This is a genomic window from Rhodoglobus vestalii, from assembly GCF_006788895.1.
Lineage (GTDB): Bacteria > Actinomycetota > Actinomycetes > Actinomycetales > Microbacteriaceae > Rhodoglobus > Rhodoglobus vestalii.
Map to the genome: position 1 here is coordinate 2,681,941 of NZ_VFRA01000001.1, position 25,374 is coordinate 2,707,314.

19 protein-coding genes and 1 pseudogene are annotated in these 25,374 nt (G+C 59.2%); 11 read left to right on the top strand and 9 right to left on the bottom strand.

Translation table 11 applies throughout. From position 1 onward, the window contains the following. The first annotated feature begins 7 nt into the window (after window positions 1-7). The 4 genes from FB472_RS13265 (at window position 8) to FB472_RS13280 (ending at window position 5,479) form a co-directional block, all read left to right on the top strand. Entirely contained in the window at window positions 8-1,405 is a 1,398-nt protein-coding gene (locus tag FB472_RS13265; RefSeq protein WP_141991283.1) for an anthranilate synthase component I family protein, read from the top strand. Window positions 1,406-1,471: 66 nt separating this feature from the next. After that, window positions 1,472-4,078 (top strand): leucine--tRNA ligase, encoded by a 2,607-nt coding sequence (gene leuS / locus FB472_RS13270; RefSeq protein WP_141991284.1) that lies wholly within the window; start codon window positions 1,472-1,474, stop codon window positions 4,076-4,078. 61 nt (window positions 4,079-4,139) lie between these two features. Next, window positions 4,140-4,730, top strand: coding sequence for a ComEA family DNA-binding protein (locus FB472_RS13275; RefSeq protein ID WP_246078234.1), 591 nt, complete (start codon window positions 4,140-4,142; stop codon window positions 4,728-4,730). Continuing rightward, window positions 4,727-5,479: a DUF4131 domain-containing protein gene (locus tag FB472_RS13280; RefSeq protein WP_141991285.1), complete on the top strand. Its 753-nt coding sequence runs from the start codon at window positions 4,727-4,729 to the stop codon at window positions 5,477-5,479. Before FB472_RS13275 ends, FB472_RS13280 begins: the two co-directional genes overlap by 4 nt. A gap of 430 nt (window positions 5,480-5,909) precedes the next feature. Here FB472_RS13280 and FB472_RS14515 read toward each other — a convergent pair whose 3' ends face one another. Next, window positions 5,910-6,038, bottom strand: a complete 129-nt coding sequence (locus FB472_RS14515; RefSeq protein WP_281283317.1) for a hypothetical protein — start codon at window positions 6,036-6,038, stop codon at window positions 5,910-5,912. A 295-nt stretch (window positions 6,039-6,333) separates the two neighbouring features. On the opposite strand from FB472_RS14515, the gene FB472_RS13285 reads away from it, so the two are divergent. Further along, window positions 6,334-6,852 carry a hypothetical protein gene (locus FB472_RS13285; RefSeq protein WP_141991286.1) on the top strand — a complete coding sequence of 173 codons (519 nt, stop codon included), beginning with the start codon at window positions 6,334-6,336 and terminating at the stop codon, window positions 6,850-6,852. 368 nt (window positions 6,853-7,220) lie between these two features. Next, on the top strand, window positions 7,221-7,427 hold the full coding sequence (locus FB472_RS13290) for an antitoxin VbhA family protein (RefSeq protein ID WP_141991287.1): 207 nt from the start codon (window positions 7,221-7,223) through the stop codon (window positions 7,425-7,427). 369 nt (window positions 7,428-7,796) lie between these two features. Here FB472_RS13290 and FB472_RS13295 read toward each other — a convergent pair whose 3' ends face one another. The 4 genes from FB472_RS13295 to FB472_RS13310 form a co-directional block, all read right to left on the bottom strand. Beyond that, a complete protein-coding gene (locus FB472_RS13295) occupies window positions 7,797-8,480 on the bottom strand; it encodes a recombinase family protein (RefSeq protein WP_141991288.1) in 684 nt (227 codons plus the stop codon). A 342-nt stretch (window positions 8,481-8,822) separates the two neighbouring features. Next, a complete protein-coding gene (locus FB472_RS13300) occupies window positions 8,823-9,899 on the bottom strand; it encodes a hypothetical protein (protein ID WP_141991289.1) in 1,077 nt (358 codons plus the stop codon). Window positions 9,900-10,003: 104 nt separating this feature from the next. Continuing rightward, window positions 10,004-11,386, bottom strand: a complete 1,383-nt coding sequence (locus FB472_RS13305; protein ID WP_215730450.1) for a leucine-rich repeat domain-containing protein — start codon at window positions 11,384-11,386, stop codon at window positions 10,004-10,006. 106 nt (window positions 11,387-11,492) lie between these two features. Further along, window positions 11,493-11,960, bottom strand: coding sequence for a hypothetical protein (locus FB472_RS13310; RefSeq protein WP_141991290.1), 468 nt, complete (start codon window positions 11,958-11,960; stop codon window positions 11,493-11,495). A 1,627-nt stretch (window positions 11,961-13,587) separates the two neighbouring features. On the opposite strand from FB472_RS13310, the gene FB472_RS14455 reads away from it, so the two are divergent. Next, window positions 13,588-16,170 (top strand): helix-turn-helix transcriptional regulator, encoded by a 2,583-nt coding sequence (locus FB472_RS14455; RefSeq protein WP_141991291.1) that lies wholly within the window; start codon window positions 13,588-13,590, stop codon window positions 16,168-16,170. A 26-nt stretch (window positions 16,171-16,196) separates the two neighbouring features. On the opposite strand, the pseudogene FB472_RS14735 reads toward FB472_RS14455, so the two are convergent. Next, window positions 16,197-16,433 (bottom strand): annotated as a pseudogene (locus FB472_RS14735) (transposase family protein); the annotation flags it as partial. Between the two features lie 99 nt (window positions 16,434-16,532). On the opposite strand from FB472_RS14735, the gene FB472_RS13320 reads away from it, so the two are divergent. Then, a complete protein-coding gene (locus FB472_RS13320; protein WP_141991292.1) occupies window positions 16,533-17,129 on the top strand; it encodes a hypothetical protein in 597 nt (198 codons plus the stop codon). A 1,195-nt stretch (window positions 17,130-18,324) separates the two neighbouring features. Here the strand turns inward: FB472_RS13320 and FB472_RS13325 are convergent. Both FB472_RS13325 and FB472_RS13330 read right to left on the bottom strand, forming a co-directional pair. Further along, a complete protein-coding gene (locus FB472_RS13325) occupies window positions 18,325-19,884 on the bottom strand; it encodes a DNA polymerase (RefSeq protein WP_141991293.1) in 1,560 nt (519 codons plus the stop codon). Further along, window positions 19,881-22,571, bottom strand: a complete 2,691-nt coding sequence (locus FB472_RS13330) for a hypothetical protein (RefSeq protein ID WP_141991294.1) — start codon at window positions 22,569-22,571, stop codon at window positions 19,881-19,883. Before FB472_RS13330 ends, FB472_RS13325 begins: the two co-directional genes overlap by 4 nt. A gap of 462 nt (window positions 22,572-23,033) precedes the next feature. Between FB472_RS13330 and FB472_RS14095 the strand changes: the two genes are divergently transcribed. From FB472_RS14095 to FB472_RS13340, 3 genes are all read left to right on the top strand, one after another. Continuing rightward, the gene (locus FB472_RS14095) at window positions 23,034-23,177 is read left to right on the top strand and encodes a hypothetical protein (protein WP_170192098.1); all 144 of its coding nucleotides are present in this window, start codon (window positions 23,034-23,036) and stop codon (window positions 23,175-23,177) included. Between the two features lie 278 nt (window positions 23,178-23,455). After that, entirely contained in the window at window positions 23,456-23,638 is a 183-nt protein-coding gene (locus FB472_RS13335; RefSeq protein WP_141991295.1) for a hypothetical protein, read from the top strand. Then, complete coding sequence (locus FB472_RS13340) at window positions 23,631-23,831, top strand: hypothetical protein (RefSeq protein ID WP_141991296.1); 201 nt, start codon at window positions 23,631-23,633, stop codon at window positions 23,829-23,831. The genes FB472_RS13335 and FB472_RS13340 overlap by 8 nt, the downstream gene beginning before the upstream one ends. Window positions 23,832-23,994: 163 nt before the next feature. Here the strand turns inward: FB472_RS13340 and FB472_RS13345 are convergent, their stop codons facing one another. Then, complete coding sequence (locus FB472_RS13345; protein ID WP_141991297.1) at window positions 23,995-25,371, bottom strand: recombinase family protein; 1,377 nt, start codon at window positions 25,369-25,371, stop codon at window positions 23,995-23,997. Window positions 25,372-25,374: the final 3 nt, after the last annotated feature.

Sequence of the window (25,374 nt, forward strand, 5' to 3'; positions counted from 1 at the left end):
TTAGGTTATGCGCTCTCGCGTGCTCTCTGCTGACCTGGCGAGCTTTGCTGACCCTGCCGCGGTGTTTGCGCAACTGATGGCGACTCACGGTGTCGATGCCGAAAGCTCCGGCGCAAAAGGCGCGGTGTGGCTCGATAGTGGAGTGACAGCATCCAAGGGTCGCAGCTACCTGGCGGTATCCGCGCGCGCGGTCCTCAGCACCGAACTTGATGAACCGGTTTTTGACTGGATGCGACGAGAATTCGTTCCCGCAAACATCGACTTTTCTGATTCCCCAGTCGGGTTTCGCCTCGGGTGGGTCGGATGGCTGGGCTATGAGCTGCGGGGCGAGTCGATGGATGTTGCGATCCGCAGCCACGCATCAACCCCCAACGCGGCCTGGTTGTGGATCGACCGCATGATTGTGTGCGATCACCAGTCTCGGGCCCTCAGCGTTGTGGCGCTCGGTGACGACTGGACTGGCGAGCTGCAGCAGTGGCGTGATCAGATGGAAACGCTGGTTGCGCGTGCGGCTCTGGGTGTTTCTCACCCCAAACCCTGTCACGCTCTCAAGGGACCCGTGGGACCCAAGACACCCGTGGCTGTATGGCGTGACAGTGACGAGCAGTACTTGGAAATGATTGCGCAGTGCCAGCAATCGATCTTTGAGGGTGATGCCTACCAACTGTGCCTAACCACGAGCGCACGCGTTGAGCCGGCGGGGGATCCGGTGGCCACCTATCTGGCTCTGCGATCCGCGAACCCCAGCCACCACGGTGGATTCGTTCAGGTGGGTCAGACGGTGTTGTTGAGTTCATCACCGGAGCAATTTTTGTCGATCGATACGACAGGGGTCATTGAGACGAAGCCGATTAAGGGTACCCGGCGACGCGACTGCGATCCCGATGAAGATGATCGCCTTCGTGTTGAATTGCTGGCTAGCGAGAAGGAGCGCGCCGAAAATCTCATGATTGTCGATCTCATGCGTAATGATCTTGGTCGTGTGTGCGAGGTGGGTTCGGTTGTGGTTTCGCAATTGTTTGCGTTGGAGAGTTATGCAACCGTTCACCAACTGGTGAGCACCGTTGTTGGGCGGTTGCGTGACGACGTGAGTGCTGTCGATGCGATTGCCGCATTATTTCCGGCCGGGTCAATGACGGGGGCACCCAAGCATTCAGCCACCCGCATTCTTGAGTCCCTGGAAGTCTCGCCGAGGGGGGTCTATTCCGGAGTTTTTGGGTATGTGGGGCTTGACGGTGCTGTCGATCTTGCGATGGTCATCCGCTCGATTGTTATGGATGATCGGGGCTCGACAATCGGTGCGGGGGGCGGCATCACGGCCCTCTCTGTGCCCGCTGACGAACTCGCCGAGGTGAAGCTGAAAGCAGCCGCCATGCTCGCTGTATTGGGTGTGCACCCTCGGTGATGCGGCGTCGCGTGCGCTGGTTGGGTAATCTTGGATCTTCCCCTGCAACGAATTGAGAGTATTTACGTGACTGAGCAGCCCAACTTTGCTGGTGCACACGACGACCGCGACGTTGCCTCGGGCTATGACGTAGCCGCTATCCACGCGAAGTGGCAGGCAAAGTGGGAAGAGCTCAAGCCGTTCGCGACCAGTGACCCCAACGATAAGCGGCCACGAAAGTACATTCTCGATATGTTTCCGTACCCCTCGGGCGACCTGCACATGGGTCATGCTGAGGCGTACGCTTTCGGCGATATCGCGGCACGCTACTGGCGTCAACGTGGGTTTAACGTCCTGCATCCGATCGGATGGGATTCCTTCGGTCTCCCTGCAGAGAACGCTGCGATTGAGCGCGGCATTGACCCACGCGGCTGGACCTACGACAACATCGCGCAGCAGAAAAAGAGCATGAAGCTTTACGGTGTTTCTTTTGATTGGGATCGTGTACTCCACACGAGCGACCCCGAATACTACAAATGGAACCAGTGGCTGTTCCTCAAAATGTACGAAAAGGGCCTGGCGTACCGCAAGGACTCGTGGGTCAACTGGGATCCGGTAGATCAGACGGTTCTCGCCAACGAGCAGGTTCTGGCCGATGGCACCTCAGAGCGCTCTGGCGCAATTGTCGTTAAGAAGAAGCTCACCCAGTGGTATTTGAAGATTACTGACTACGCCGATCGCCTGCTCGATGACCTCAATCAGCTTGAGGGTGCGTGGCCCGCGAAGGTTCTGTCGATGCAGCGCAACTGGATTGGGCGCTCGATCGGCGCCGACGTCGACTTTGTCATCGAGGGTCGTGAAGAGAAAGTCACGGTCTTCACAACGCGCCCCGACACTCTCTACGGCGTCACTTTCATGGTGGTTGCCCCCGACGGCGATCTGGCGGCAGAACTTGTGGCCGATGCGAGCGACGAGGTGAAGGCCTCGTTCACGAATTACCTTGAGCAGACCCAGAAGCAGACGGAGATTGAGCGAAAGGACGCCACTCGCACGAAGACCGGTGTTCCCCTTGACCGGTTTGCCATCAATCCGGTCACGGGTGAGCGGATCCCGATCTGGGCAGCAGACTACGTGCTCGCCGACTACGGCCACGGCGCTGTTATGGCGGTTCCCGCTCATGACCAGCGTGACCTCGAGTTTGCGATTAAGTTTGACCTGCCGGTTCGCGTCGTGCTTGACACGAATGCGCCAATCACGGGTGCGATTCCTGTTCTCGAGCTCGACGAAAACGGTATGGCGATCCTCCCGGATGATCTGCCTCCGCTGAACCCGCGCGGCACGGGAAAATCGTTGCAGGGTGATGGCCGCATGATCAACTCTGGGCCGCTCGATGGCCTGAGCAAGAACAATGCGATCAAGAAGATCGTTGAGCAACTCGAAGCCGCGGGAACCGGGCGTGCCGCCAAGACGTACCGGTTGCGCGACTGGCTGATCAGCCGCCAGCGTTTCTGGGGTACCCCCATCCCGATCATCCACGGTTCTGATGGCGAACTGATTCCTGTTCCCTTCGACCAGCTGCCGGTTGAGCTGCCGTCGACCGAGGGCCTCGATCTGAAGCCCAAGGGCAAGTCGCCGCTCGCCGCCGCCGAAGACTGGATCAACGTTACCGACCCGCGTGATGGTAGCCCGGCACTACGCGATGCAGACACGATGGACACCTTCGTTGACAGCTCATGGTATTTTTTGCGCTTTTTGGCGCCGAATGACCCCGACAAGGCTTTCGATCCGGCCGAGGCCGAGAAGTGGGCCCCGGTCGATCAGTATGTCGGTGGTGTTGAGCACGCCATTCTGCACCTGCTGTACTCGCGCTTCATCACGAAGGTGCTCTTTGACCTTGGATATGTGAGCTTTACCGAACCCTTCAGCGCACTTCTGAATCAGGGCATGGTGCTCTCTGAGGGCAAGAAGATGTCGAAGCGCAGCCGCAAGGCCGTGACTTTCTCGGGCGAAATTGCCGAGCACGGTGCCGATGCGCTGCGCTTGACGCTCGCGTTTGCGGGCCCACCCGAGGAGAACATCAACTGGGAGGATGTGTCGCCTCCCGCATCCCACAAGTTCTTGGCTCGCGCGTTCCGTCTTGTTGGGGATGTGACGAGTGCGCCTGAGATCGAGTGGAAGACGGGTGATGTTTCGCTCCGTCGCGCCACTCATCGCTTCTTGGCTGATGGTCCAGGACTTGCCGAGTCTCTGAAGTTCAATGTCTTGGTCGCCCGCATTATGGACCTGGTAAACATCACCCGCAAGGTTATCGACACGGGTGCCGGTGGGGCGGATGCTGCGGTGCGTGAAGCTGCTGAGGTGATCACCATCGCGCTCAGCCTGTTTGCCCCGCATACGGCCGAAGAGATGTGGGAGAAGCTTGGTTACGAGCCGACCGTCGCTCTTGCGGGCTGGCGCAAGGCAGACCCATCGCTGCTCGTTGAGGAGTCGGTGACCGCAGTCGTGCAGGTGGATGGCAAGGTGCGCGACCGGCTTGAGGTCTCGCCCAAGATTGATGCCGCCGAGCTCGAAGCGCTGGCACTCGCCTCGGCAGTGATCACCCGCAGCGTGGGGGATCGCGAGATTGTGAAGGTCATCGTGCGTGCGCCGCGACTCGTCAACATTGCGACTCGCCAACAGCCCGCAGCGGGCTAAGCAACTGCACACTTCGAAACTACGCGCGCCTTCCGATCGGTGGCCCGCGTAGTTTCTGTGCGTGGAAGAGTTTGAGCAGGCCAGGCGCGCCCGGTTGCGGGTGCGCGTTGGCGCGGCAGTTGTGCTTGTGCTGGTAGCGCTGGGCTGCGCAGTGCTTGCGAGCACGCTCAGCGACGGTTCTGGTTCAGTCGAGATACGGCGAGATGAGCAGGGCGAACTGACGGATGATGGCGCGGTCACCTCGCCGTCGATTTTCGTGCACGTCACGGGTGCCGTTGTGCGACCGGGTCTCTTCGAACTGGCTGATGGCGCCCGGGTTATTGACGCAATTGCTGCCGCTGGCGGGTTTATTGACACTGCCGACCGTGAGCAGCTTAATCTCGCGCGACTCCTGACCGATGGTGAACAGTTCGCAGTGCTTGTGGAGGGTGAAGCGACCGAAGATTCTGCGGCCTCCGACTCCCGGGTGAACCTGAACACCGCGGATGCTGCGGCGCTCGATACCCTGCCACGCGTTGGGCCGGCACTGGCCGCTCGCATTCTCGCGTGGCGTGAGGCTAACGGACGATTCGCCACAATCGACGACCTACGGAACGTCTCAGGTTTCGGTGACAAGACGTTCGAGGGGCTGCGCGAGCTGATCACGGTATGAGCCTTGATCTGAGACTGAGTGTTCCGGTAGCAGCTGCCTGGTTGGTCGCTGTGCTGTTGATTGGCACCCCGCAGTGGGCGGTGATGAGCGCCGTCGTGCTCTGGCTTGCCGCGGGCATGGCAACAGCGACTGCGTTGGCGTCAAGGCGCTCGCTGATGTCCAGCATCGCGCTTGCGTGCGCCCTGGCGGCTCTGTGTTCGACCTCTGTTGCGATGCACGCCGATAGCCGTCAGCCGGATGCGCTGAACGATTTTGCCGCTCGAAATACTCAGGTGGAGGTGCGAGGAATAACCACCTCGACGGTTCGAACTGATGCTGAGTATTTTCAGGCACAGTTGTCCTCTGCCGGTGTCAACGGGCAGACGGTGCCTCTGAGCTCTCCCGCCCTCATCTTTCGCGAGGGCAACTACTTCGGTATGACCGATGCTGACCCTGCACCACCGGCTCACGAATGGGGCATTGGTGTTCAGTTTTCGGTCACCGGGACGCTCACGGCTACGGAACCGGGCGATGGAAGGGCAGTGCTGGTGTTTGCCTCGGATGAACCTCAGTGGCGCGCCGACCCTCCGGCGGCTGTGGAGTGGGCAAACCAACTGCGGCGCACGTTTGCCACCGAAGCTGCGATGCTCCCCGGAGGTGGCGGACAACTCATTGGCGGGCTTGCGATTGGAGACACCGCCGCCGTTAGCGAAGAGTTGGATGCGGCGATGAAAACAAGTTCGCTCGCACGTCGTTATTTGCAGCGTTAGGATCCGGTGTCCGATCAGTAGAATCACTGAATGGATGATGCCGAAACACCGAACTGTCCTAGGTGCCTAGAACCAATGAAACCAGCCGGTGAAGGCAACGTAATCGTGTGGGAATGTCTCGCATGCGGCCTCGTAAAGCTCTGAAAGCGCCTCCGTCGGCACGCGTCCGGCCGCCGAGCTCGTGGGGTTGCGCAACGGACTTTGTGATGAGCTGGGGCTGCCTGAGGATAACGCCCAAAAAGCCATCTAAGGGGAGAACCTTGCCGGCGGGCGTCAGCATACTGACAGCGAGTGGTCGCAGCCCCAATCCTTGCGGCCCACACTGCACTGCATCGGGGTTGGGCGATAAAAACGGCGGCGCAAACCGCGGGGCGGGAAGCTTTCACCTACCCCAAACACAATCGCCCGATGGGGTTCAGCCCAGGGGTCCCTACGCCGCGGCGCGGAGAGGTGGCTGCGTCGCAAAAATGGTGGTCAGGATGCCAATTTGCTCCTCACTCAGGGGCGGTGCGTCAGCGACGAGTTTGGCAATATAGAGTTCGAGCTCAGATTCGGTCATGCTGCCTCTATGCGCGCCGACTTCGATCGGGTGTAAAAACCAATCGCAGGAAAAGAAGTTGCGGGTCAGCCTCGACTTCGCGATGTTGGGCAGGACATGTTTCGGCGCGTAAAGCTAGGCTCGCTCCTCCGTCCCTCGCCCGCCAACGCCCCGCCGTCTGAAAGCCTCCCGCTATGCCCCGCAACGCCGATCTCTTTATGGCGGCGGGTTTGTCTTCGGGTTGTTACCGCAGTGTCATGCCGGCCCCTGGTGGCGGATGCTACTGGCGGGTGAGGCCGCGCATAGGGCGTTTGTGATGAATCCCGATGACAGCAATGAGCTTCCCGTGCGCCCGTCTGAACGACAGCTTCCACCCCTCTACTGGATCGAGGGGCGGCTGACCGGCGGGGAAATCTTCACAGCAGGCAACCCGGACTTGCTGCTCGCTGCACTGATTCCCGGTTACACAATCTCGTATGGTGACGTCGGTGAGGCCAACCGGCAGCAGAGGGCCGATCGGGTGCATGCGCTGTTCGGAATTGCAGCCCTTGCCCAAAACTCTGTGATCACCAAACTCAAACGGACTGGGGAATTTCGGAGGCTACCCGGCGCGGTGCAGGCAGAGCTTCTGAGAGACAAAACAGAAGCCCCGGGCCCCGTTGTTGAGGTGTGGGCAAGCGCCTGGCCTTTGCTGCTGCTGAACGACTCGGTGACGCCCGCGCGACTAAGGCGCCGGAAACATCCGAGCGTCACCGTCCTCAATGGGCGAACGGACATGACTTTTCTGAGCTCGTTGAAGTCGGTGGGACTGATTAAGGCGTGGGGTGTGATCTAAACCGGGGTCTATACCGTTGGCCGACCGACAACCCAATACAGCCCGCCTGGCGGCGAGCGTCCTCGAAGCGCCACCGATTAGCCCCGCGTCACGCACTTCTCGGCGCCGCAGCTCCTCCGCGTCGCCCCCCTGATCGCTGGCTGTCAGTCTGCTGCGGCTGGCGCCGCCGTCAACTCGGCGCCGCCAGGGTGCAAGCGTGATGGTCTCTGGTTTGCGCGGTGGGAACTCCCTTTGGGTGCCGGCGCCGCGCAGCGGGAAGTTCAGCCCCACCCCGCGTGCGGGTCAGCCTGTTGGGGTGGGGGAGGACGTCGCGGTGACGGCCAGTTGGGGTGGGGCAGTGGATGAGTGCGAGAAAGTAGACTATCTAAATGACGACTGTTCATACTGCGCCCGCGATTTCTGCGGCAGAGCAGCTCCGTCGCCGCCGTGTCACGAATGAGTCCATCCATAGCCTGAAGATGGAGGGCCTTACTGTCAGCGACTGGCATTTAGCGAATATTGATGTGTTTGTCACTGGGGATATTGAATTAGACGAACTCATTGCAAGAGGCCGAGGCGCTTCGGCCTCTGAGTAGCACCCAGCCCAAGGTCACAGAGCCCCCATACCCGCCTGCGGCGAGCGCAATCTCCACGCCACCGCAACGCCAACCGTCACGCCACAGCGCGTCCGCAGCCACCCCTCGACGCCCACGGTCTGTCAGCGTGTTGTGGCCGGTAAGCACCGGCTGGCGCCGGCCGACGGCGCAACGCCGACGGCTCGCCCGGCGGGGTGAGGCGCCGGGGTGCGGGCTTCATGGGAGCAGGAGCGACAAACCTCTGCCCATCAAGGTGGCTGAGGGCTTGTGGGTGGGGCCAACCGCAGAGTCGGGCCAGACTGGCGGCGTTGAGGGGCATCGAGCAGGCGTCGAGCAGGCGGGCGAGGACGAGGGACGAGGACGAGCGCTCTACCGTCTGGGCACGCGCCGTATTGTTCGCGTTGAGCAGCCGAGGATCGCTGCGATTTCTCCGGTGGTGCGCCCGGCTTCGCGCATGCGGGTGACTTCGAGCTTTTGGGCCGGGCTGAGACTGGCCGGGCGTCCGCCTACCCGTCCGCGGTTCCTAGCGGCGGCGAGGCCATCGAGGGTGCGTTCCACCAATTGCGCTTTCTCCATTTCGGCGAGCGCTGCGATGACGGTGAGCACCAGCTGTCCAGCCGACGTTCCGGTGTCGATACCGAGGTTGAGGATCTTCAAGCTGATTTTTCGTTCTCGCAGGTCATCGACGAGGGTGAGTAGGTTTTTGGTGGAACGGCCAAGTCGGTCCAGGGCTGAAATCATAATGGTGTCGCCAGGTCGAGCAAACACCAACATCTCATCGAGAGCGGGACGGCTTGAGAGCGACCCGGACACTCCGTCATCAGCGAAGATGCGGCTACAACCTGCTTCGGTTAGAGCATCTTGCTGGCGATCGAGGTTCTGGTCGGCTCGACTCACCCGTACGTAGCCGAGGAGCTGGCCAGAAACGGGGATTGCGAGGTCAGAGGTTTCGCCTACGTTATTGTCCGAGTTTTGGTTTTCGGTGAGGTCCGCGTTTGCTGAGAAGTTGGCAGGGTGACTGGGAGGGGCGGCTGAATCGGTCGTTTTCGTCATGCGGATTCTGTGCGCGGCGCTGACCGGGGGAGTGTTCGGCGCTGACCGGGGGAGTGTTCGGCGCTGACAGCCGTAATGACCAAGTTTGGGGTGCTTGGTGAACCATTTCGTTTACGAAAAAAATCGGTTACGCGTTGAACCGTCTCCGTATTGTCGGATCGGTGGGACGCGTGGCACTGCGGGAGACTAGGCCGTCATGCCAGAAATACCGTTTAATACACAGTCCCCATAAATCAACTGCATCTCAGCTAGTAGTACTTAGTTACGGACACCTTTTTTGGGATCACGGTGATTCCCGTCTCGTGGAGTGAACACGCTGTTAGCGAGTTCGGGCCAGTCGCGTTACTGGCTTGACGCCGTCGCTTCAGCCTCGTCGTCGTTGCGGCTTTTCTTTCGCCACAGTATCCACAGAATCAGGGCTGCAATGAGGAGCAGAAGGAGGCCGCCTCCGAGAGCGAACCAAAGCGGGTTGAGAGGCTGGTCTTGGCCTGCTGGGGGGAAAGTCAATTCTGCGGTGGCGGTCACGGTGACGAATCCGCTAGTGACGTCCAGGGTGGCCTTCCAGGGCCCAGTGGGTAGAAGCGGATCTAGGGCCACCGCGATATCAGCGCTGGTGCCTGGGGCTATGGTAGTGCCTCGCGTGATGGGGAAAGAGCCAGCCGAAATGCCCCCGGGTCCGTTGCTTAGGGCAAGTGCGCCGGTGATGTCCAGGGCCCGCCCGCCGGTGTTGCTCACTTGCGCTGTCACTTCTCGGCTGCCGTCACTGTCAGTGCTGGCGGTGATCGAATCGATACGGAACGCTGTCGGTGGCCCGTTGCCTGGTCCCGTGGACAGGTACACCCGGATCCCGACCCGGCTCACTTCGGTGACCCCGCCGCCGCCGCCCGGTGCAGGGTCGCCGCTGACCGGTGCGGGGCCGCGTACTTCTGCCCAGATCACCGCATACTGCTCCGTTTCCGGGGCGTCCTGGGGAACGTTGATAGTGACCACTGCGGTGGTCTGCTGTCCAGGACTCAAATCCAGCTGCGACGGGCTGAGGGACGTCCAGGTTGTTAGCTCGTTTTTCGCTGCACCATCTTCGATTTTGAAGCCGCCCTGAGCGATACGCGCGGCGCCCGCATACAACCGAACGGACTGGTTGGAGCTGGTCTTGTTCTCGATCTCGACGCGACGGTCAATGGTCACGCCGGGATTGAGATGGTCAACAATGTAACTGCGTGCCCTGGGATCGTTTTGGGTGGCGACGGGAACGTCGACCAGGCGAATACCGATCGATCCGTCCGGGGTTCCCGGAGGCGGGGCCGCTATCAAGGTGCCGGTAGCAGCCTCCGCGTCCGCCGATAATGTTGCTGCGGACGCGGACGGGACTGGTACCGCGGCAAAAAAGAGCAGGCATAAGAATGCTGTGAGTAGACGCAACTGTTTTAACTTCCATGATCGGCGAATGACTTTTGGGTGGACACGCTGTGCCCAACGGGGTTCGGGGCGGCTCAAACCAGCCGCCCCGAATCCCGTGGTGAAACTCAGGACACTGAGTGGGTGAAGGTCGCTGCGTAGTCTGTCGCGGCCAGGGCCTGGGCCGGAACAGTGACGACGATGGTGGGGCTCCAGGTCGCGGTGTTGTTGCCGGTGACGGCGGTGGCGGTCTGAACTGCTGCGGCCGAGTCAACCGACTTGGGGCTGGTGGCGGTGACCGTCACGGTACCCGTCATGTCGGCGGTTGGTGCGGTGTAGGCGACGGCGCTGGCCGGGATCGTGGCCGGGCTTCCATCAACGGTTACAGTTGCACTCGTGAATTCGGTGACCGCGGCGGAGGCGATCCAGCCCAACTGGCCTGCGCGGGCATCAGTGATAACCATGTCCCCTAGGGGCGTGCTGGGCGTGGTCTCTCCCGGAACGGCCGCACCCAGGTAGACCGATCCTGTCGAGACGGTGATATCAAGGGTCCCGCCGGTGACCGTCATAGTCACCGGGGTCTCTCCTGAGGCCACGGTTGAGTTATCGGCCAGCGCTTGGGTGGTGTAATCGTCTGTGGTCCAAGTTGGTGTGGTGAATCCTGCGACAACTGGTGGCGCCCCGTAGCGCGAGAAGAACGACACCAACAGGTCGGTGCCGACCCCCAAGCTGGCACTTTCCATGGTCGGTGCTGCACCCAAAAACTGTACGGAGGTCAGGCTGTTGTTGAGGAACGTACGGATGCCGATGGTGGTGACGCTGTTGGGGATGGTCACGGAGGTTAGGGCGTTGTTGTCGAACGCACTGTTTCCGATGGTGGTGACGCTGTCGCCGATGGTCACGGAGGTTAGGGCGTTCTCGCGGAACGCACCGTTTCCGATGGTGGTGACGCTGTTGGGGATGGTCACGGAGGTTAGGGCGTTGATGGAGAACGCACTGGTTCCGATGGTGGTGACGCTGTTGCCGATGGTCACGGAGGTCAGGGCGTTCCGGTAGAACGCACCGGTTCCGATGGTGGTGACGCTGTCGCCGATGGTCACCGAGGTCAGGGCATTGTTGTAGAACGCACGGGTTCCGATGGTGGTGACGCTGTTGCCGATGGTCACCGAGGTTAGGGCGTTGTAGCGGAACGCATCGTCTCCGATGGTGGTGACAGCGTAGGAGACGCCGCTGAGCGTGACCGTGTCAGGGATCGAGACATCCAGCCCTCCGGCGTCCGCGTCGTAACTGTCGATGGTTGCCCCGGCAGAGCGATCATCGGAGTCGGCGCTATAGCTGATGTTGTCGACAGTGCCAGACACTGGCGTTGCTGCTGATGCGGCAGGAACCACACCGAACACCATGAGGGCAGCAAGCCCAACCACCAGCAGTGGTTTAAACGGGCCGAACAACTGAAGCATCCCGGGTTTCATGCCGCTTTCTTTCTGGTGAGTAAGGGATATGCGTTTCATGTCTAAGAAAGTCCCTGTCGAGGTTCGTGACCGAGCCGCTCGGATGAGGTCCTGGGTCAGGATTCGGGGCGGCTCAAACCAGCCGCCCCGAATCCCGTGGTGAAACTCAGGACACTGAGTGGGTGAAGGTCGCTGCGTAGTCTGTCGCGGCCAGGGCCTGGGCCGGAACAGTGACGACGATGGTGGGGCTCCAGGTCGCGGTGTTGTTGCCGGTGACGGCGGTGGCGGTCTGAACTGCTGCGGCCGAGTCAACCGACTTGGGGCTGGTGGCGGTGACCGTCACGGTACCCGTCATGTCGGCGGTTGGTGCGGTGTAGGCGACGGCGCTGGCCGGGATCGTGGCCGGGCTTCCATCAACGGTTACAGTTGCACTCGTGAATTCGGTGACCGCGGCGGAGGCGATCCAGCCCAACTGGCCTGCGCGGGCATCAGTGATAACCATGTCCCCAAGGGGCGTGCGCGGCGTGGACTGCCCCGGAACGGCCGCACCCAGGTAGACCGATCCTGTCGAGACGGTGATATCAAGGGTCCCGCCGGTGACCGCCATGGTCGCCGGGGTCTCTCCTGAAGTCACGCCTACCAATTGTTCCCAAGTTGCAGTTGCCTCAGATAGAGGGGTAGTTTTTTCCCCTGTGTATGTTCCGCCCGCAGAATCAGTCAGTGTAACAACTGCTTTTGTTGGCTTTAGCTCAAGTTCTGGAGTCCATGACATATCTCCAAAATTCCAAGTGCCAGTTGAATTGTATGTACCAATCCATGTCCTAAAGGCAGTGCTGAATTGTCCTGCTTTGTTGATGATTTGGCTTGTTGATTTTGACGTGTTTGTAACTAGCAGAGTGGTCCCAGAATAAAGAGCGACGGAAACTGACTCAACTTGTAATGCATCATCACCACCCAATGTATAGCCAACACTTATACCTTCATAATTGTCGCCAATGTGGGTGTTGTAACCGACGGCTTCTACTGTGATATCGGCGTTTCCCGGTTGCGCAGCAGAAGCGCTTTGGGCGATCCCGCTGAAGCCTGCGGTCGCTAGGAGCAGGGTGCCCATGGCGAGAATCTTGCGAAACCCTCTCCGCTGGGCTGAGTTTTGGGGGATATTAGTGGACATTGCATCACTCCTATAATTGGGCCGGCTAAGGCTGTAAATCGGGATTTAGCGAAGGTGAATTAGTTATACGGCGTTCGCCAGGGGCAACGATTGCGCGGGTAATCTTGTGCATGAAAAGTATCTTTTCTCAGTGGCGTGGTTTTACCGGGATATTTTCGGCTCTAGTTCGCACTTGGGCGTTGAGGGCTGCGTTTACCGGCAGATCGAGCCAGTCGCTGTAGCTGTGATCGGTTGCGATAACGCAATCGCATCTGACACGAATGGGCTCTCCCGTACGGACACTTTGAAATACCTCGGAATGAAAGACGAAGCCGAGTTTCGCACGGGGTTTTTCACCATCGGCGACTTCTGCCTGAGTGGAGTAACTCCGTTTGGGTCTCGTTAGCGTCTTCAAGTTTTCACGATCCTTTCTCTTCTCGGGTGCATCATGTTCGCTTGGCTCAAAGTTAGGGCTCCCTCGGCAAGTAGTGAGGTGGTTCAGCAATTTCTCACCCCACCTCAGCTTGACGGCTCACCCCCTTAGGCGAGATCGCCCCTCGAACGGGGCGCGCAGGTGTTGTCAGCGATCCCAATCACGACACGACACCCGAAGTGACCTCACCCCGCATCTCAACCGTTCGAAAAGTCTGGGTTCCCTGTTTCTCTGCCAAGCTTGTTTTTACGAGTGCGCGACTGTCTTCTCGGGTATGCGAAGCGGTGGTTGCTCTCGCTGTTAGACGGTTTTGTCTGATCGGGTCAGACGAACTCCGTGGGGTGCGGCCTTCCGGAAGGCCGCACCCCTCATCGGGACTCGTACCGATTGCAGCGAAGGAATAGAACGTCGACAAGAGACACAATCAGACTGGGTTTTGAGTAAGACTTGCCACATTTCCACACGCAGGATGTGACCAACATCCGGGGTCGTCGGCTGGATGGTTTTCAGTTACCTTCTCAGAGCCGCGGAAGGGACGATCATCGTGGACCGGAACTCGGTGGTTCGCACGGAGGCCAGTACAACTGCGTCACGCAGGAGGCTGCCAATCGCGCAGCTCGGATCCGACCTACCGTCCACATCTACGGCAGATCACGGCCCAGAGTGTCGCGAGATTTGGTGAGGAATTCGGCATTCGAAGCCCGGGTCGAGTCTCTCATCGCGGCACAATCGCTCACCTGGATCCGCACGCCAGCCGGAATGGGGAAAAGAGCCGCGGTTGCCGCATGGTTGCGACACAGCGTCGTCAATCAAGAAACGATCTGGCTGACTCTGTCGCCAGACGCGATGCAGCAGCGGGAGGCTCTCGGCGTCATTTTCGATGCGATTGCCGTCGCGAACTGGGATCATGCGTCGATGCAGGCAATACCTGCTCCTGGGGCACTGGCACAGCGGCGGACGCACGCTCGGGGAGTTGTCCAGAAACGTGGTCGACGAACGATGCTCGTGATCGAACTTGGGGTTCAACGGCTAGCGCCAAGCGAGCTCAGCGCGCTTGTTGCTTTCGTCGCCGAGTCTGCGGCACTGCGTATTCTTTTTATTGAAGACGACGATTTTCGCTCGATGTCACATTTTGGTGAAAATCTTGCAGACCTCAATGCACACGATCTCCGAGTGAAAGTCGGTGCGCTCCGTGGTGAGTTTGCACGTCTGGACCTCCCCATTGCTGATGCGGTGGCCGCGCGAATAGTCGATCGCCACCACGGTGATTTCGCGCTCTCTGCCGCGCTCGTTTCTGAGGTGGTGCGCAATCCGCAGCGGGATGTCGAAATCTCGTTGGCGACAGCACACGCCCACGTGCTTGTGGAGGCAGCACAGCAGCTGATGCCTGAGGGCGCACCGACCGTGCTGGCGCTGCTTGCTCTGATTCCAGAAATTCACGAAAGCCACCTCGCGACTGCAGTCAGCGGAGGTCGCGTCGATCTTGAACTTCGTTCATTGCAGGAACGGGGATTGCTGGAGTCCTGGATAACTCCGGAGGGCGAGTATGTGTACGGGCTCTCTGATTCCGTGCGCGAAATCGTGAGATCGATCACGCTGCCCCACTATCTCCACAATCGACGACACTTACATCTACTAGCCCGCGACTATTTCGTCGCCATCGGTGATGTGGGCTCCGCCGCACAGCAGCTACAACACCTCGGGGAGCCTAATTCGGCGATCGACCTGTTTGCCGCACACTGGCTCAGCTATCGCCGACTGAACAGTCATGACAAGTCCCGAGAGTTATGCTCTATGTTCTCTTTGACGGATATGCTTCTCCACCTTGAGGGTTCCGCGGCGGTCTGGCTTATTTGTTCGAATTCACTCTCAGCATCGATCGCAGCACCGTACGCCGCGCGCATTCTCGGCGCCAAGGACTCCGAACTCGGCACGCTGACTCCACGCGCGCGGTTGACTGTTCACATTGCCCGCATGTTGATTTTTCTGGATCGGGAACGGCCGGAACTGGCAGCAAAGGTCGCCGCCGAAACGACGGCCGACCGAGAACGTGTCCTCCGCCAGGAAGCCAACGACATCGGGGAACTCCACCTCGAATACCTGCTCGCGGTCGCTAGGACGGCATTGTCTAATGGCGCCTTTCGCCGTGCCGCCATTCACTACGACGAGGCGCTGGCGCTTTCTGAAACGATCCGCGACCCAGCTTCCACCTACCGAGCGCTCAGCGGGCTGGCCCTCACATTGACAGTGAACGGTGAACTTGCAGCAACACAAGAACTTATCAATCGCGCTCGCGCGCTAGAACAAGAACTGGATCTGTCGCACTCTTACACCGCAGCCGAGATCGCGTGGTGCGAGTGCCTAATTCGGGCCTTCAAGGGTGAGGAACGCACGATTCCTGCGGTAACAGTTCCGGCGAGCAACCATCCTCGATTCGACGACATCTGGGCGCGGGTGAGCACTTTCGCAGCGGCGCAAACGATGTTCCGGGCGGGCCGGAATCCGGCAGCCGCCGGAGTTCTCAGGAATCTTCTCAGTTCCTTGGCAGGTCGGCACAAGATTCCGCTGTTTCGCCAAACCATAGCATCCGTCCTCAGCCGAATTCTCACAGCATCCAACCAGCCCGGCGCCGCCCTCACGGTGTTGAAGGGCGAGTCGTCGAACGAAGCACATTTTCCCTGCATCGAGTCGGCGCGCGCCCTCGCTCACATTGCACGCGGCGACCCTCTCGCGGCAATAGAAGCAACAAACGCTTGCATCGAACTCGGACATGAACATGCCACTGCATCGCTGATTTCCGTCTACATTGCACGAACCCTCGCGTTCGAATCGACCGATTTACCTACCTCAGCTGAAGACGCGTTCATTACGGCCGCGAGCATCGCAGCAAATGCAGGAATGCGGGTCAACCTCGAAACGCTTGCAGGTCAGCAGCTTGTCGACGTTCGAGCACGTAGCCAAATGGTGATGCCAGAGGCGGACGCACTGGCAGTCAATATCAAGTGCTCCGACGTCCAGCAGTCTCGTGGGCACCCACAACAGCTGACCAAGCCAACGATCAGGGAGCGCGAAATACTCGGTGAGCTAACCTCACCCCTCACTCTCGTGGAAATCGCTGCAAAACTCTTCATCTCCAAGAACACCCTCAAAACGCACACTCGAAGTCTCTATCGCAAACTTGGAGTGACCTCAAGGCAGGAAGCGATGGACATTGCCCACACGTGGGGGATGGGAACACCCAATTCGTCCACCATTGGCTAGTGATCTGTGAGCTGACTGGACTGTGTCGAGTCAGCTTCCAGATCAACACGGGTCGTGCCCGCGTCCAGGCCACGCCAACGACGCCGCACGACACCCCGATCGTACCGCGGTGAACGTTTCTGACAGCTCCCGCAGCAGTTCCGCATCGGGCTGGTTGGCCTGACTTGGGCGACCAGAGTCCCAACATCAAAGTCGAGATCAACGTCTTCCACAACTGTTTTCTCGACGCCGAGCAGAGTTCGCCACATGGTTGGATCCCGCACGCGGTTTTCCTGTCTTAAAGTTTCTGTGCTTTGAACAGTTAGCAACCTAGACGGACAGCGGCGTGCGGCCATTAAGTCGCTCCGAAAACACCCACGGTCATGTCGCAAGGGCCGAAAGTTGCGGTGATTGTCGAACACTTCCGCACAAACGTTCGCCGCGAACGGGGCGGACGTGCGAAGGTAATGGTTGTCACGGGGTCTCGCCTAGAAGCCGTGCGAGACAAGAGGGCGATCGACCGATACAGAAAGGACCACAAGCTCGAAAAAGAACTCGGCGCGCTTGTCACGTTCTCGGGTTCCGTCGATGACCCCGACTCGGGAGTCACCGAACTCACCGAAACCATCTTGAACCTCGGTCTGAAGGGGCGCGCCCTCGACAAAGCAATCGGTGGTGACGAGTTTCAGGTCATGACCGTCGCCAACAAATTCTTGACCGGCTTCGACCAGCCACTATTCGTCGGCATGTATGTTGACAAGATCCTGTCACCTACTCGTGCAGCAGACCCGTCACGGACTGACATCGGATGTCCGTCCGGGTTGACCCGAGAATGTCCGTCCGCCAATGTCTGTCACCTACTCCTGACGTTCGACCGCTGGATGACTCCCTCGGCGATAGTCGCACCTCCCTCATTCGCTCGGGCCCGCCCCGTGCACAACCCCGGCGGCGATAGCCGACGGTTGACTACGCGATGGTAGCCGACCGGGGCATAACCTGTGCTGGTGTCGAGCCCATATTAAGAGCTCGGCGCTTCGCGCCTCGCGTGACTTCGTCATGTTCTCCTGTGTGCATCGTGTTGTTTGCTGGGTTGCTGCGCAACTGTTTCGGGGAGCGCCGCACTGTGCAACGAGATGTCACCCGAGGTGACATGAGTGCACGGTGTGGTGCGACTTGCCTGTGCTCACTGGCGCTCGCATCTTCTCGCATCGCTGTGTTTCCCGTTCTGTTGTTCTTTTCGTCTTCTTGTGTTCGCTGGCGCTCGCACGCTTCGCATCGTCCTGTCTTTCGTTATGCCTTCGTCTCGTTTGCTGAGGGCTCGCTGTGCTCGCCGCGTTTCGCACCGTGCTGACCTTCTTCATGCATCACCATGTTTTCCCCCACCGGTCTGTGTCCATTTTTGTGAACAGCCGTCTATCTCAATGGACTCCTCATCGGCGGCAACGGTTAGCTGTTCTTCGAGTGGGCGTGAAGTTTTCGAAGCAGTGTGGTTACCCTGCCGGGGGCAGCCTGTCGGCGTCGGTTGGGGCAGTCGCGGAAGCGCAACGTTGTCGGGGCGTCGGCGTTACGGGGGCTCTGGGGATGGGTGACGTTTCGCGGAGAACATTGGGGTTACCAGACCGGTTGAGCTGACGAGGGAATAGGTGACGGTGCTCGGAGTCCGGTGGAGGTTACCAGACCGGTCAGCCTCCATCACGGATTCACCCAGCCGGCGGGCGAACGGAAAGACCTACGGGGTTGGAGCGAATGCGGAAACCCTCGAAGGTCTTGGAGTGAGCGCACGCAGTGCCAGTTCCGAAGGAGCCGACGAGTGAGCGTCAGCGAACCGGAGTGACAACGGGACGAGGATGCGAAGCGCAGTCTCAGTGAGGTTCGGGGATGCAACGTCGAGGTGGCCGGAGTTACATCTTAGGGGCGGAGCACAGATGACGGAGGGAGATCGAGCGGCTGCCGGGTAATGCCTTGGGCGATTTACGGCGCTCTTAGGTTGGGGCGATCGGCGAGAATCAAGCCGTTTTTCTTACTGACAATGTGAGGGCAACATGTGGAGTAAACGGACGGCCTGAGCAGCCAGTTGAAGCGGTGTGTTTGATGTCCCCACGAGTGGAAAGGCCACTAACCATTCGTGGGGACGCAGGCCGTCGAAGACGACCACACCGGCTGCGAGACTGGTGGCTATTTCTTCCAGGCAATCCCCAACTCGACAGCTTGGCCTCGGATGGGTATTCCATGGAAGACGGTGTTCATCTCAGCAAGCGCGCGCTTGGCGAATTCAGTCCGGCCGGCAGGTACGCTCAGAACCAACTCGTCATGAATGCCGAGAAATAGATAGTCGGTTGGGATGTGGGCAGCAACTCTTGCGATGGCTTGGTAGAAGACGTCGGCGGCGGAACTTTGAATGCGGTGGTTCAAAATCACATGGAGTTCTTTGACGCGGGGAAGCGGGCGTCCGTCAGGTGTTAGATCTGGAGTGCCTGCGATCATGTCAGCACGGAGGCCATCGACGTATTGGCGCAAACCCGGGTAAGCATCCCACATGGAATCAATGATCCATTTGGCTCGCGTCCGATCGACACCGAGGCTCGATGCGATCGCGGGAATTCCCTTGCCGTATAAAATGCCCAAGAGGGCTGCTTTGGCCTGAGCCCGGGCCTCTGCGGTGACGATTCCTTCAGCGTCGAGGCAGGCGGGTCCATTGATGGTTTTGGCAAGCTCGGCGTAGATGTCGCCCGCTTCGAGTGCGGCAGCCATGGCGGTGTCTCCGGCGAGAGCTGCAAGTACTCGGGGTTCGACTTGTTCGAAATCCAGTGAGCACAAAACTCGCCCTTCGTCTGCGATGAGAAGTGGGCGTAAGTCGCGGTTGATGTTCTGGAGAGCGGGCTTCACCACGGTGCCTCGACCGGTTCGGGTTGACCGGATGAAGACGGTGGAGAATATGCGATCGCCGCGAAGGGCCGCTTTGATCTCCCTGAGCTTCCCAATCCGCGACGCGATACTGCGGACCCTGCGGAATGTTGCCCATGCTTGGGCTGCTTCTGGTGTTTTGGGGATCACAGTTTTGTCGTAGTTGTCGCGGACTAGCGAAGGATTGTTGTTGCGGTCGACGACGGCGATACCGACGCGAGCAAGCCATTCGTGTATGGCTGCGCTTCCGCTGGCGGTCGAGGTGTCGGTCATATCGAATCCGAGTTCGGCTCGGGCTCGGGCTTGTGCGGTTGTTGCCGCGGCGAGTTCGCGCTCTAGGAGGGCAACGTCCACTCTCCACCCGCGCGCCTGACGTGGTCGCCAGAGTTTCTCTTGTGCACAAGAAGAGAGCACCGCGTCCCGGGTTGGCAACGGGGCATCGGCGGTGAGACCCACCATGAAGCGGGCTGCGGCGACCGCGTTGAGTGCGGCGCCACGGTTGTTTGGTGTGAAGGGGACCCCTGGGTAGACGACATTGCGTGCGGTAGTCACATCGGACATCCAATCGAGTTCCCCGACCTCTAGGTTGAGGGTTCGAGCTAGCCGAATTGCCGCACGGCCAGCCATCTCAGACCAGATTCGCCGGCCGGAGTTGCCGAGCATGGTCAGGATTTCTCGGGAGAACTCGTCGTGTCCGAGATTCGACACCCAACTGGTTCCATCGGATGCCGCCACAGCGATCTGCGTCTGCGTGAGGCTAAACCCGAGAGGGCGTTTCTCGGTCAGCCATGCAGAGAGCGCGGGAAGTGCCGCGCGCGTCAGGCGGCTCATGAGAACTCCAATGCAAGAACTTCGTCGTCGTTTTCCGCGACTTGTGGTGTCTCCAGATCGTTGGGGTCTCGTCCCGGAAGCACGAGCCCGTTCTCGTTGAAGCAGGTAATGGCATATTGGAGCGCGCGTCGTGTTTTGCCCGCGCGGTCAATTTTTCGGATGACGTAGGTTGCGCCATCGTGGGGAATGCTGGTGCCGTTCACGCTGGAGATTTCCTTCGACCAGATCCGAGAATTCCCTGCTGCTTCGCCAATGTGACCAACAAGTTTAGGTGGGAGTACCGGGGCTACCTCTCCGAGCCGAGTGTCGTAATTATTCGCGAGTATCGCGAGCTCGGCTGCATCTTTCGGCTGTCCCAAGCTTTTTGCCCAGAGGGTTGCGAGGATGTTTCCCCATTCCGACCCGAGTTCGTCCTCGACCTCGATCTCCTCAGCCCACCCATCGAGTGCAACCTCAGCTAGTGATTGTCCGGTCTTGTGGCGTAAGTGCGTCATTGCCCCAACGATGATTTCCTGCCAGTTATGCGAGAACCGCATACTCTCGGTCTGGTGCGCTACCTCGTTTTGCATACCAAAGAGAACGATCGTGTGCACGGCAGCGAGAAGTGCCGGGCGGTTCTTGTTCACGTACGCAATCAGGTTCGGGTTGCGAAGTGCGGGCTGCTTGCCTTGGGGTTTCACGAGGGCAATTTTGATGAAACGTCGACCCAGGTCTCCGCCAGTCTCGACGTTGTTTCCGGCAGCGCTCACGATCAGACCAGACCGGATCACGGACTCCGACGAGCCGAGTATCCGGATGCTGCTGTCACCATCGACTCCAGTGATTGTTTCGGTGATCACAATCGATTTCATGATGTCGCCTCTGGGAATTTCATCGCAGTGAACGAACCGAGACGCACCCTTGCGCAGCGCCGTCGCGATGGCCTTCGTTGTCTCGTCATCATTGAAGCGGCCAAAGTAATAGCTGGCAGCCTCCGCGGACCCCTGGGCGAGAATACGGCCGACCATCAGAAGTAGCGTCTTGCCAACCCCCCGGTCCTGGGCAACGGCAAGCCAGGCGGGGCTTCCCGTTGTCAGGCTTCGGCATACCGCGGTCAGGACGTAGCAGAGCGCGCGCGCGCCATCACGATCATGCTCAAATGGGAATCCGCCAAGTAGTTCCAGGTCGAGCAGCTCATAAGCTGCCTGAGCATCGGCCAAACTTGGCGTGCGGGGAACGTTGTATTCATCGCGCCACTGGCGTCTTTCACGGCGGGGGATACTCAGGAACGCCTTGTTCGCCATGTCGTACCCATGCTCGCTGATGACCTGCCCTTCACGGGTGATGAGGGGTTCGCGCCCAAAGTATTCGAGAGCGGGCAGGACGCTCTCAGTGCGCAACGCTTCAATTGTTCCTTCGACGATTGTCTCGGGAATCTCGTGGAAGTTTTTGTAGCGCGGGTTGCCTTGGTCGTCGTTGCCCTTGAATTCGGAGAGTTGGCCACTGGCGATGAGCAGCGTCCGTGCTCCACGATCTACCCAGGATTTCAACTCACCGGAAGGTGTGACCGAAACAACACCCTGGGTTATCCCGGTCACCGTTCTACGAAGTGCCAACGGAGTCGCGGCGTCGTGGCTGGAGTGTGCGACGCGAATGGTTTCAGCCCAGGTCTTGATAATTGACTGGGTGGTGCCCGTACGTTCAATTTGAGGGATCTTGCCGCGAGCAGAGAAGATAACCAGATCGGTTGTGACCACTGCGTGCTCAACGAGCCAGTTCGCGGCGGACTCGGCGTTGGCGTCGGTGAGGGCCCCGGTGAGACGGATACCAATCAGAAGGTCGAAGGCAGTGTGCGCGACGGCATCGTCCTTGAGCATTGCGTTGCGCTCACCCCGCTCGATGAACATGCCAGTGCTACGTAACAACTCGCCCATGAAGCCGTCTTTGGTGAGGTGAACGCTCTCAGTGTTCTCTTCGGTTACTCTCCAGTCGAGATTGACGAGTTGGCGTTCAACGTCTACAGAGTTTTGGGTTCGATTGAAGCGGTCACGAACATCGTTTGTATGGGCGTCGTGTTCGCGAATGTCGTAGATACCGCGAGCCATACCGTCGCGGCGGTCCGATGATTCGTCGAGGACGACAGCGATTCCCATGAGCTCACGTCCGGTCAGTACGGCAGCTCCAGCGAATTGTCCTCCGAATAGTGTGTACGGGCCATCTGCTGTAATCGACGGAAGGACGGCTTGGTCAGCTCGGAAGAGAATTTTGGCGACGATGTTCGGGCCACTGTGTGTCTCTCGGGTTGGCAAGCTTCGGATGAGATCCTGAAAAGCAGCGTCATTGACGGCCGGAACCAGTGCATGATGGACGACCGTCCCATGGTCTGTCGTCTCGGACCACCCAGTGCGCAGTGCTGTGAATAGACGAGCACAGGAAGCACGGGCGATAGCGGGCGCGACCGCGTCGAACGCATCCGTCTCCGGTGCTGGTGTTTCGACTGCGATGGCATAGTAGCGCGTCGAATCGATGTAACGATGGCTACCAACGCCCAGCTTGACCGCCAGAATGCTTGTTGCTTCAACGACGGTAGACGGTTCGAATGCTGCACCATCTAGTGAATAGGTAACTTCGGTGGACCCAAGCACCTGAGCTTTTGCTCGCAGTTCGAGCTCTTGAGCACCGTTATCGTCGGGGGAATAGTCGTTCATTGGTGGCCTTTCATCGCAGGACTCCAAGGAGCAACTCCCGGAGGTTCCAGGCGGTGTAGCTGCCTGTACTTATTGACATGCGGCGAAATATGCTGAATAACTCAGATGGCCCCAAAAAAAGTTTGAGAGATTCAAAAGTGGTGCGTGTGGTGCGTCATGGTGCGCATATTTACTCCCCACTAGCCAAAATTTTCATTACTCAAGAGATCTTTAGGCAGATCGGTTGAGAAAGACGCACCACGACGCACCACACGCACCGGTCCGGGCCCTGTGGGTCAAGGCGCACAACCTCTTGCGACGGCTAAAGGAGGCTAGATTGTTTCCCACTCGGCCGGTCGTGACCTGCACTTTGTCGGCGCCGCCGAAATTGGTCTCGCTGGCGCCTCCGCCAAGCCAAGTGTGAGGACCCACAACCTCGTGCACCCCGCTGACTTCACCTACGGTGTCACCCACGTTTATCGTGTGACCGCTTCACTGTCAGGAATCACAGGCAACCCATTGAATGAGGTTGCGCTGACAACACCGTGGCCTGCCGTAGAGACACCAACCATTGATGGCTCATCCACTGGCACCACCCGCACCGTCATTGTCGGTGTCGTCGAATGACCTGCCGGCACCCGCGCCTCCATTTCCGTCTGTATCGTCGTAATCCCTATCGGACACATCTTCGAATACTGGCGATCCTGGCCATGCCCACTTCGACAACGAAGGGCGGAGGTTACATGACCGTTGGGGCCGCGCACAGATCCGAAATGAACAAACTGAATCGAAAGGTCTCTTCACAACGAGACATGGACTCCAACCTTCCATCGCCAAACCGATCAAAGACGAAACCCGAGATATGGACACCGGTACACGCGCTCGTCGATTCAGAAGGCCAGGGCATGAACGTCCGATGGCTGCATGTCAGTGAACTCGATGCCGCCAGCAAAGTATTTGGCCCAAGCACAGTGTCGGCTCTCGTCCTCAGTGAGGCTGACTTAGCAGCACTCGCGGCCGCTAAGACTCTTGCCGTCGAGATTGGCAGCGGACGTGTTCTTGCTGTGTCTGTGGGGAACAATGACTGAGTCAAGCCCCTGGCCTTTTCTACAAGCCTGGCTAATCATGGCCGTCATCACCTACGGCGCGCTCTCACTATTCGCCCCCACTTGGCGCCGGCGCACCCGCATCGTCCTGTCCGTTTTCGCACCGCTGGCGGTCGTCCTGCTGATGGCTTGGTGGATTCTTCGTGTGGTCGGATCGGCGGGCCGTGAAGATTGAGGTGGCTTGTGGATGGTTGGGCCGGCCCCACGGATTCTGGTCTCACACCCCTCTGAACGGTGTTGATCTGGGCTCGTAGGTGCCGTGCCGTTCCGACCTTCTTGTTCCTCTCTCCTCTCTCGCGGATCTTCGACTAGTTGAGAGTTTTCTGATTCCGCGGAGTCTAAAGCGCTTCCGACGATCCCTGCCATTTGATAAGGATCTTCTCGGGCTGGAAGACTCGGGGATTTGCTTGCCGAGCGATGCTGATCTCCATGAGGGCTCGAATGATCGCGCGCTTCTGCGGAAGTGATAGTGAAATCCAGTTTCTCTCCACTTCCGGCTCAAACAATGTGCTGGGGATTGCGGAGACTGTCTCAACCGCTGCGAGACTCTCATCAATCATCTTCAATCGGGAACGCAGGGGCTTCGCTGCTTCTCTAACAGCCTGGCCGGTGAGGGTGCCGTCTGCCACTAATTCGGCTAAGTTATCGATCCGGTCTTGGATCTCTGTGCGCTCCGCATGTAAATGTTCAACGGATGCCCCTCGGGGGCGCAGTATTTCGAGAGAATCTGGCATCTTGAGCCTGGCGAAAACCGCAGCCTCGATCAAACGGTCTACCGCCTTGAGTGACCTTTGAACACATCCACCGGTGGTGCAGTAATACGACAGCCCACCGTCTTTCCGTTTTTTGGTATAGATGACTCCTTCGCAAACGCCGCAGCGGGCAATGCCGCTGAGTAAATATTTGGCGGCGGTGAATGTCGATTTGCGTTTACGTTTCGCCGCTCTCGTCTGCCACGCGCGCCATGTCTTCTCGTCGACGATAGGCTCCCACTTACCTCGACCAACTTCTTCACCGTTGTAGGTTGAGATTCCGGCATAGTGGCCATTCGTTAAGAGATCGCGGACCTGAATGATTCCCCACCTTTTTCCTTTCGGGGTGAGGATCCCGTGAGCATTCAAATAACTCATGATGGAGTAGCGAGGTTCTTCCTCCACGTAGTAGCGGTTCAGAACCTCATGAAGCACCTCTGCCTCTTCTGGAACTTGGATGACTCTCCCGCTGTCGCGCTTATACCCAAACGGCCGGTGCGAAAAATGCCATTCCCCTGCTGTAGCTCGTTGCTTGTATGCGTTCCTCTGGCGGTCGGTGCGGTGCTCTCCTTCGTGAGTCGCGACCGCCCCAAGGATGCTCGCGGTCATTCTTCCGCTCGGGGTGCTCAAATCAATGTCGTCTGCTCGGACGGAGAGAATCGTCAGCCCATGATCCTTTGCGACGTCGGTGATTTTCACGAGGTCGGTCAGTCTGCGGTACAGGCGATCGGGGTGCCAGATCACGACGGTGTCGGCGTCTCCTTGCTCAACGAGTGCTAACAGTCTGTCAAAAGCTGGTCGACGCACACCTGTTGTCGCGGAGGTATCGTTATCACTGAGTTCCGCAATAACGTCCAGGCCCTTTCGGACGGCTAGAGCGCGGCAGTCATCAAGTTGCCGAGTAACTCCCGCCTCTTCGCCGGTCTTATCGAGCGACTGGCGGGTGTAAATAATTGCCCTCATATG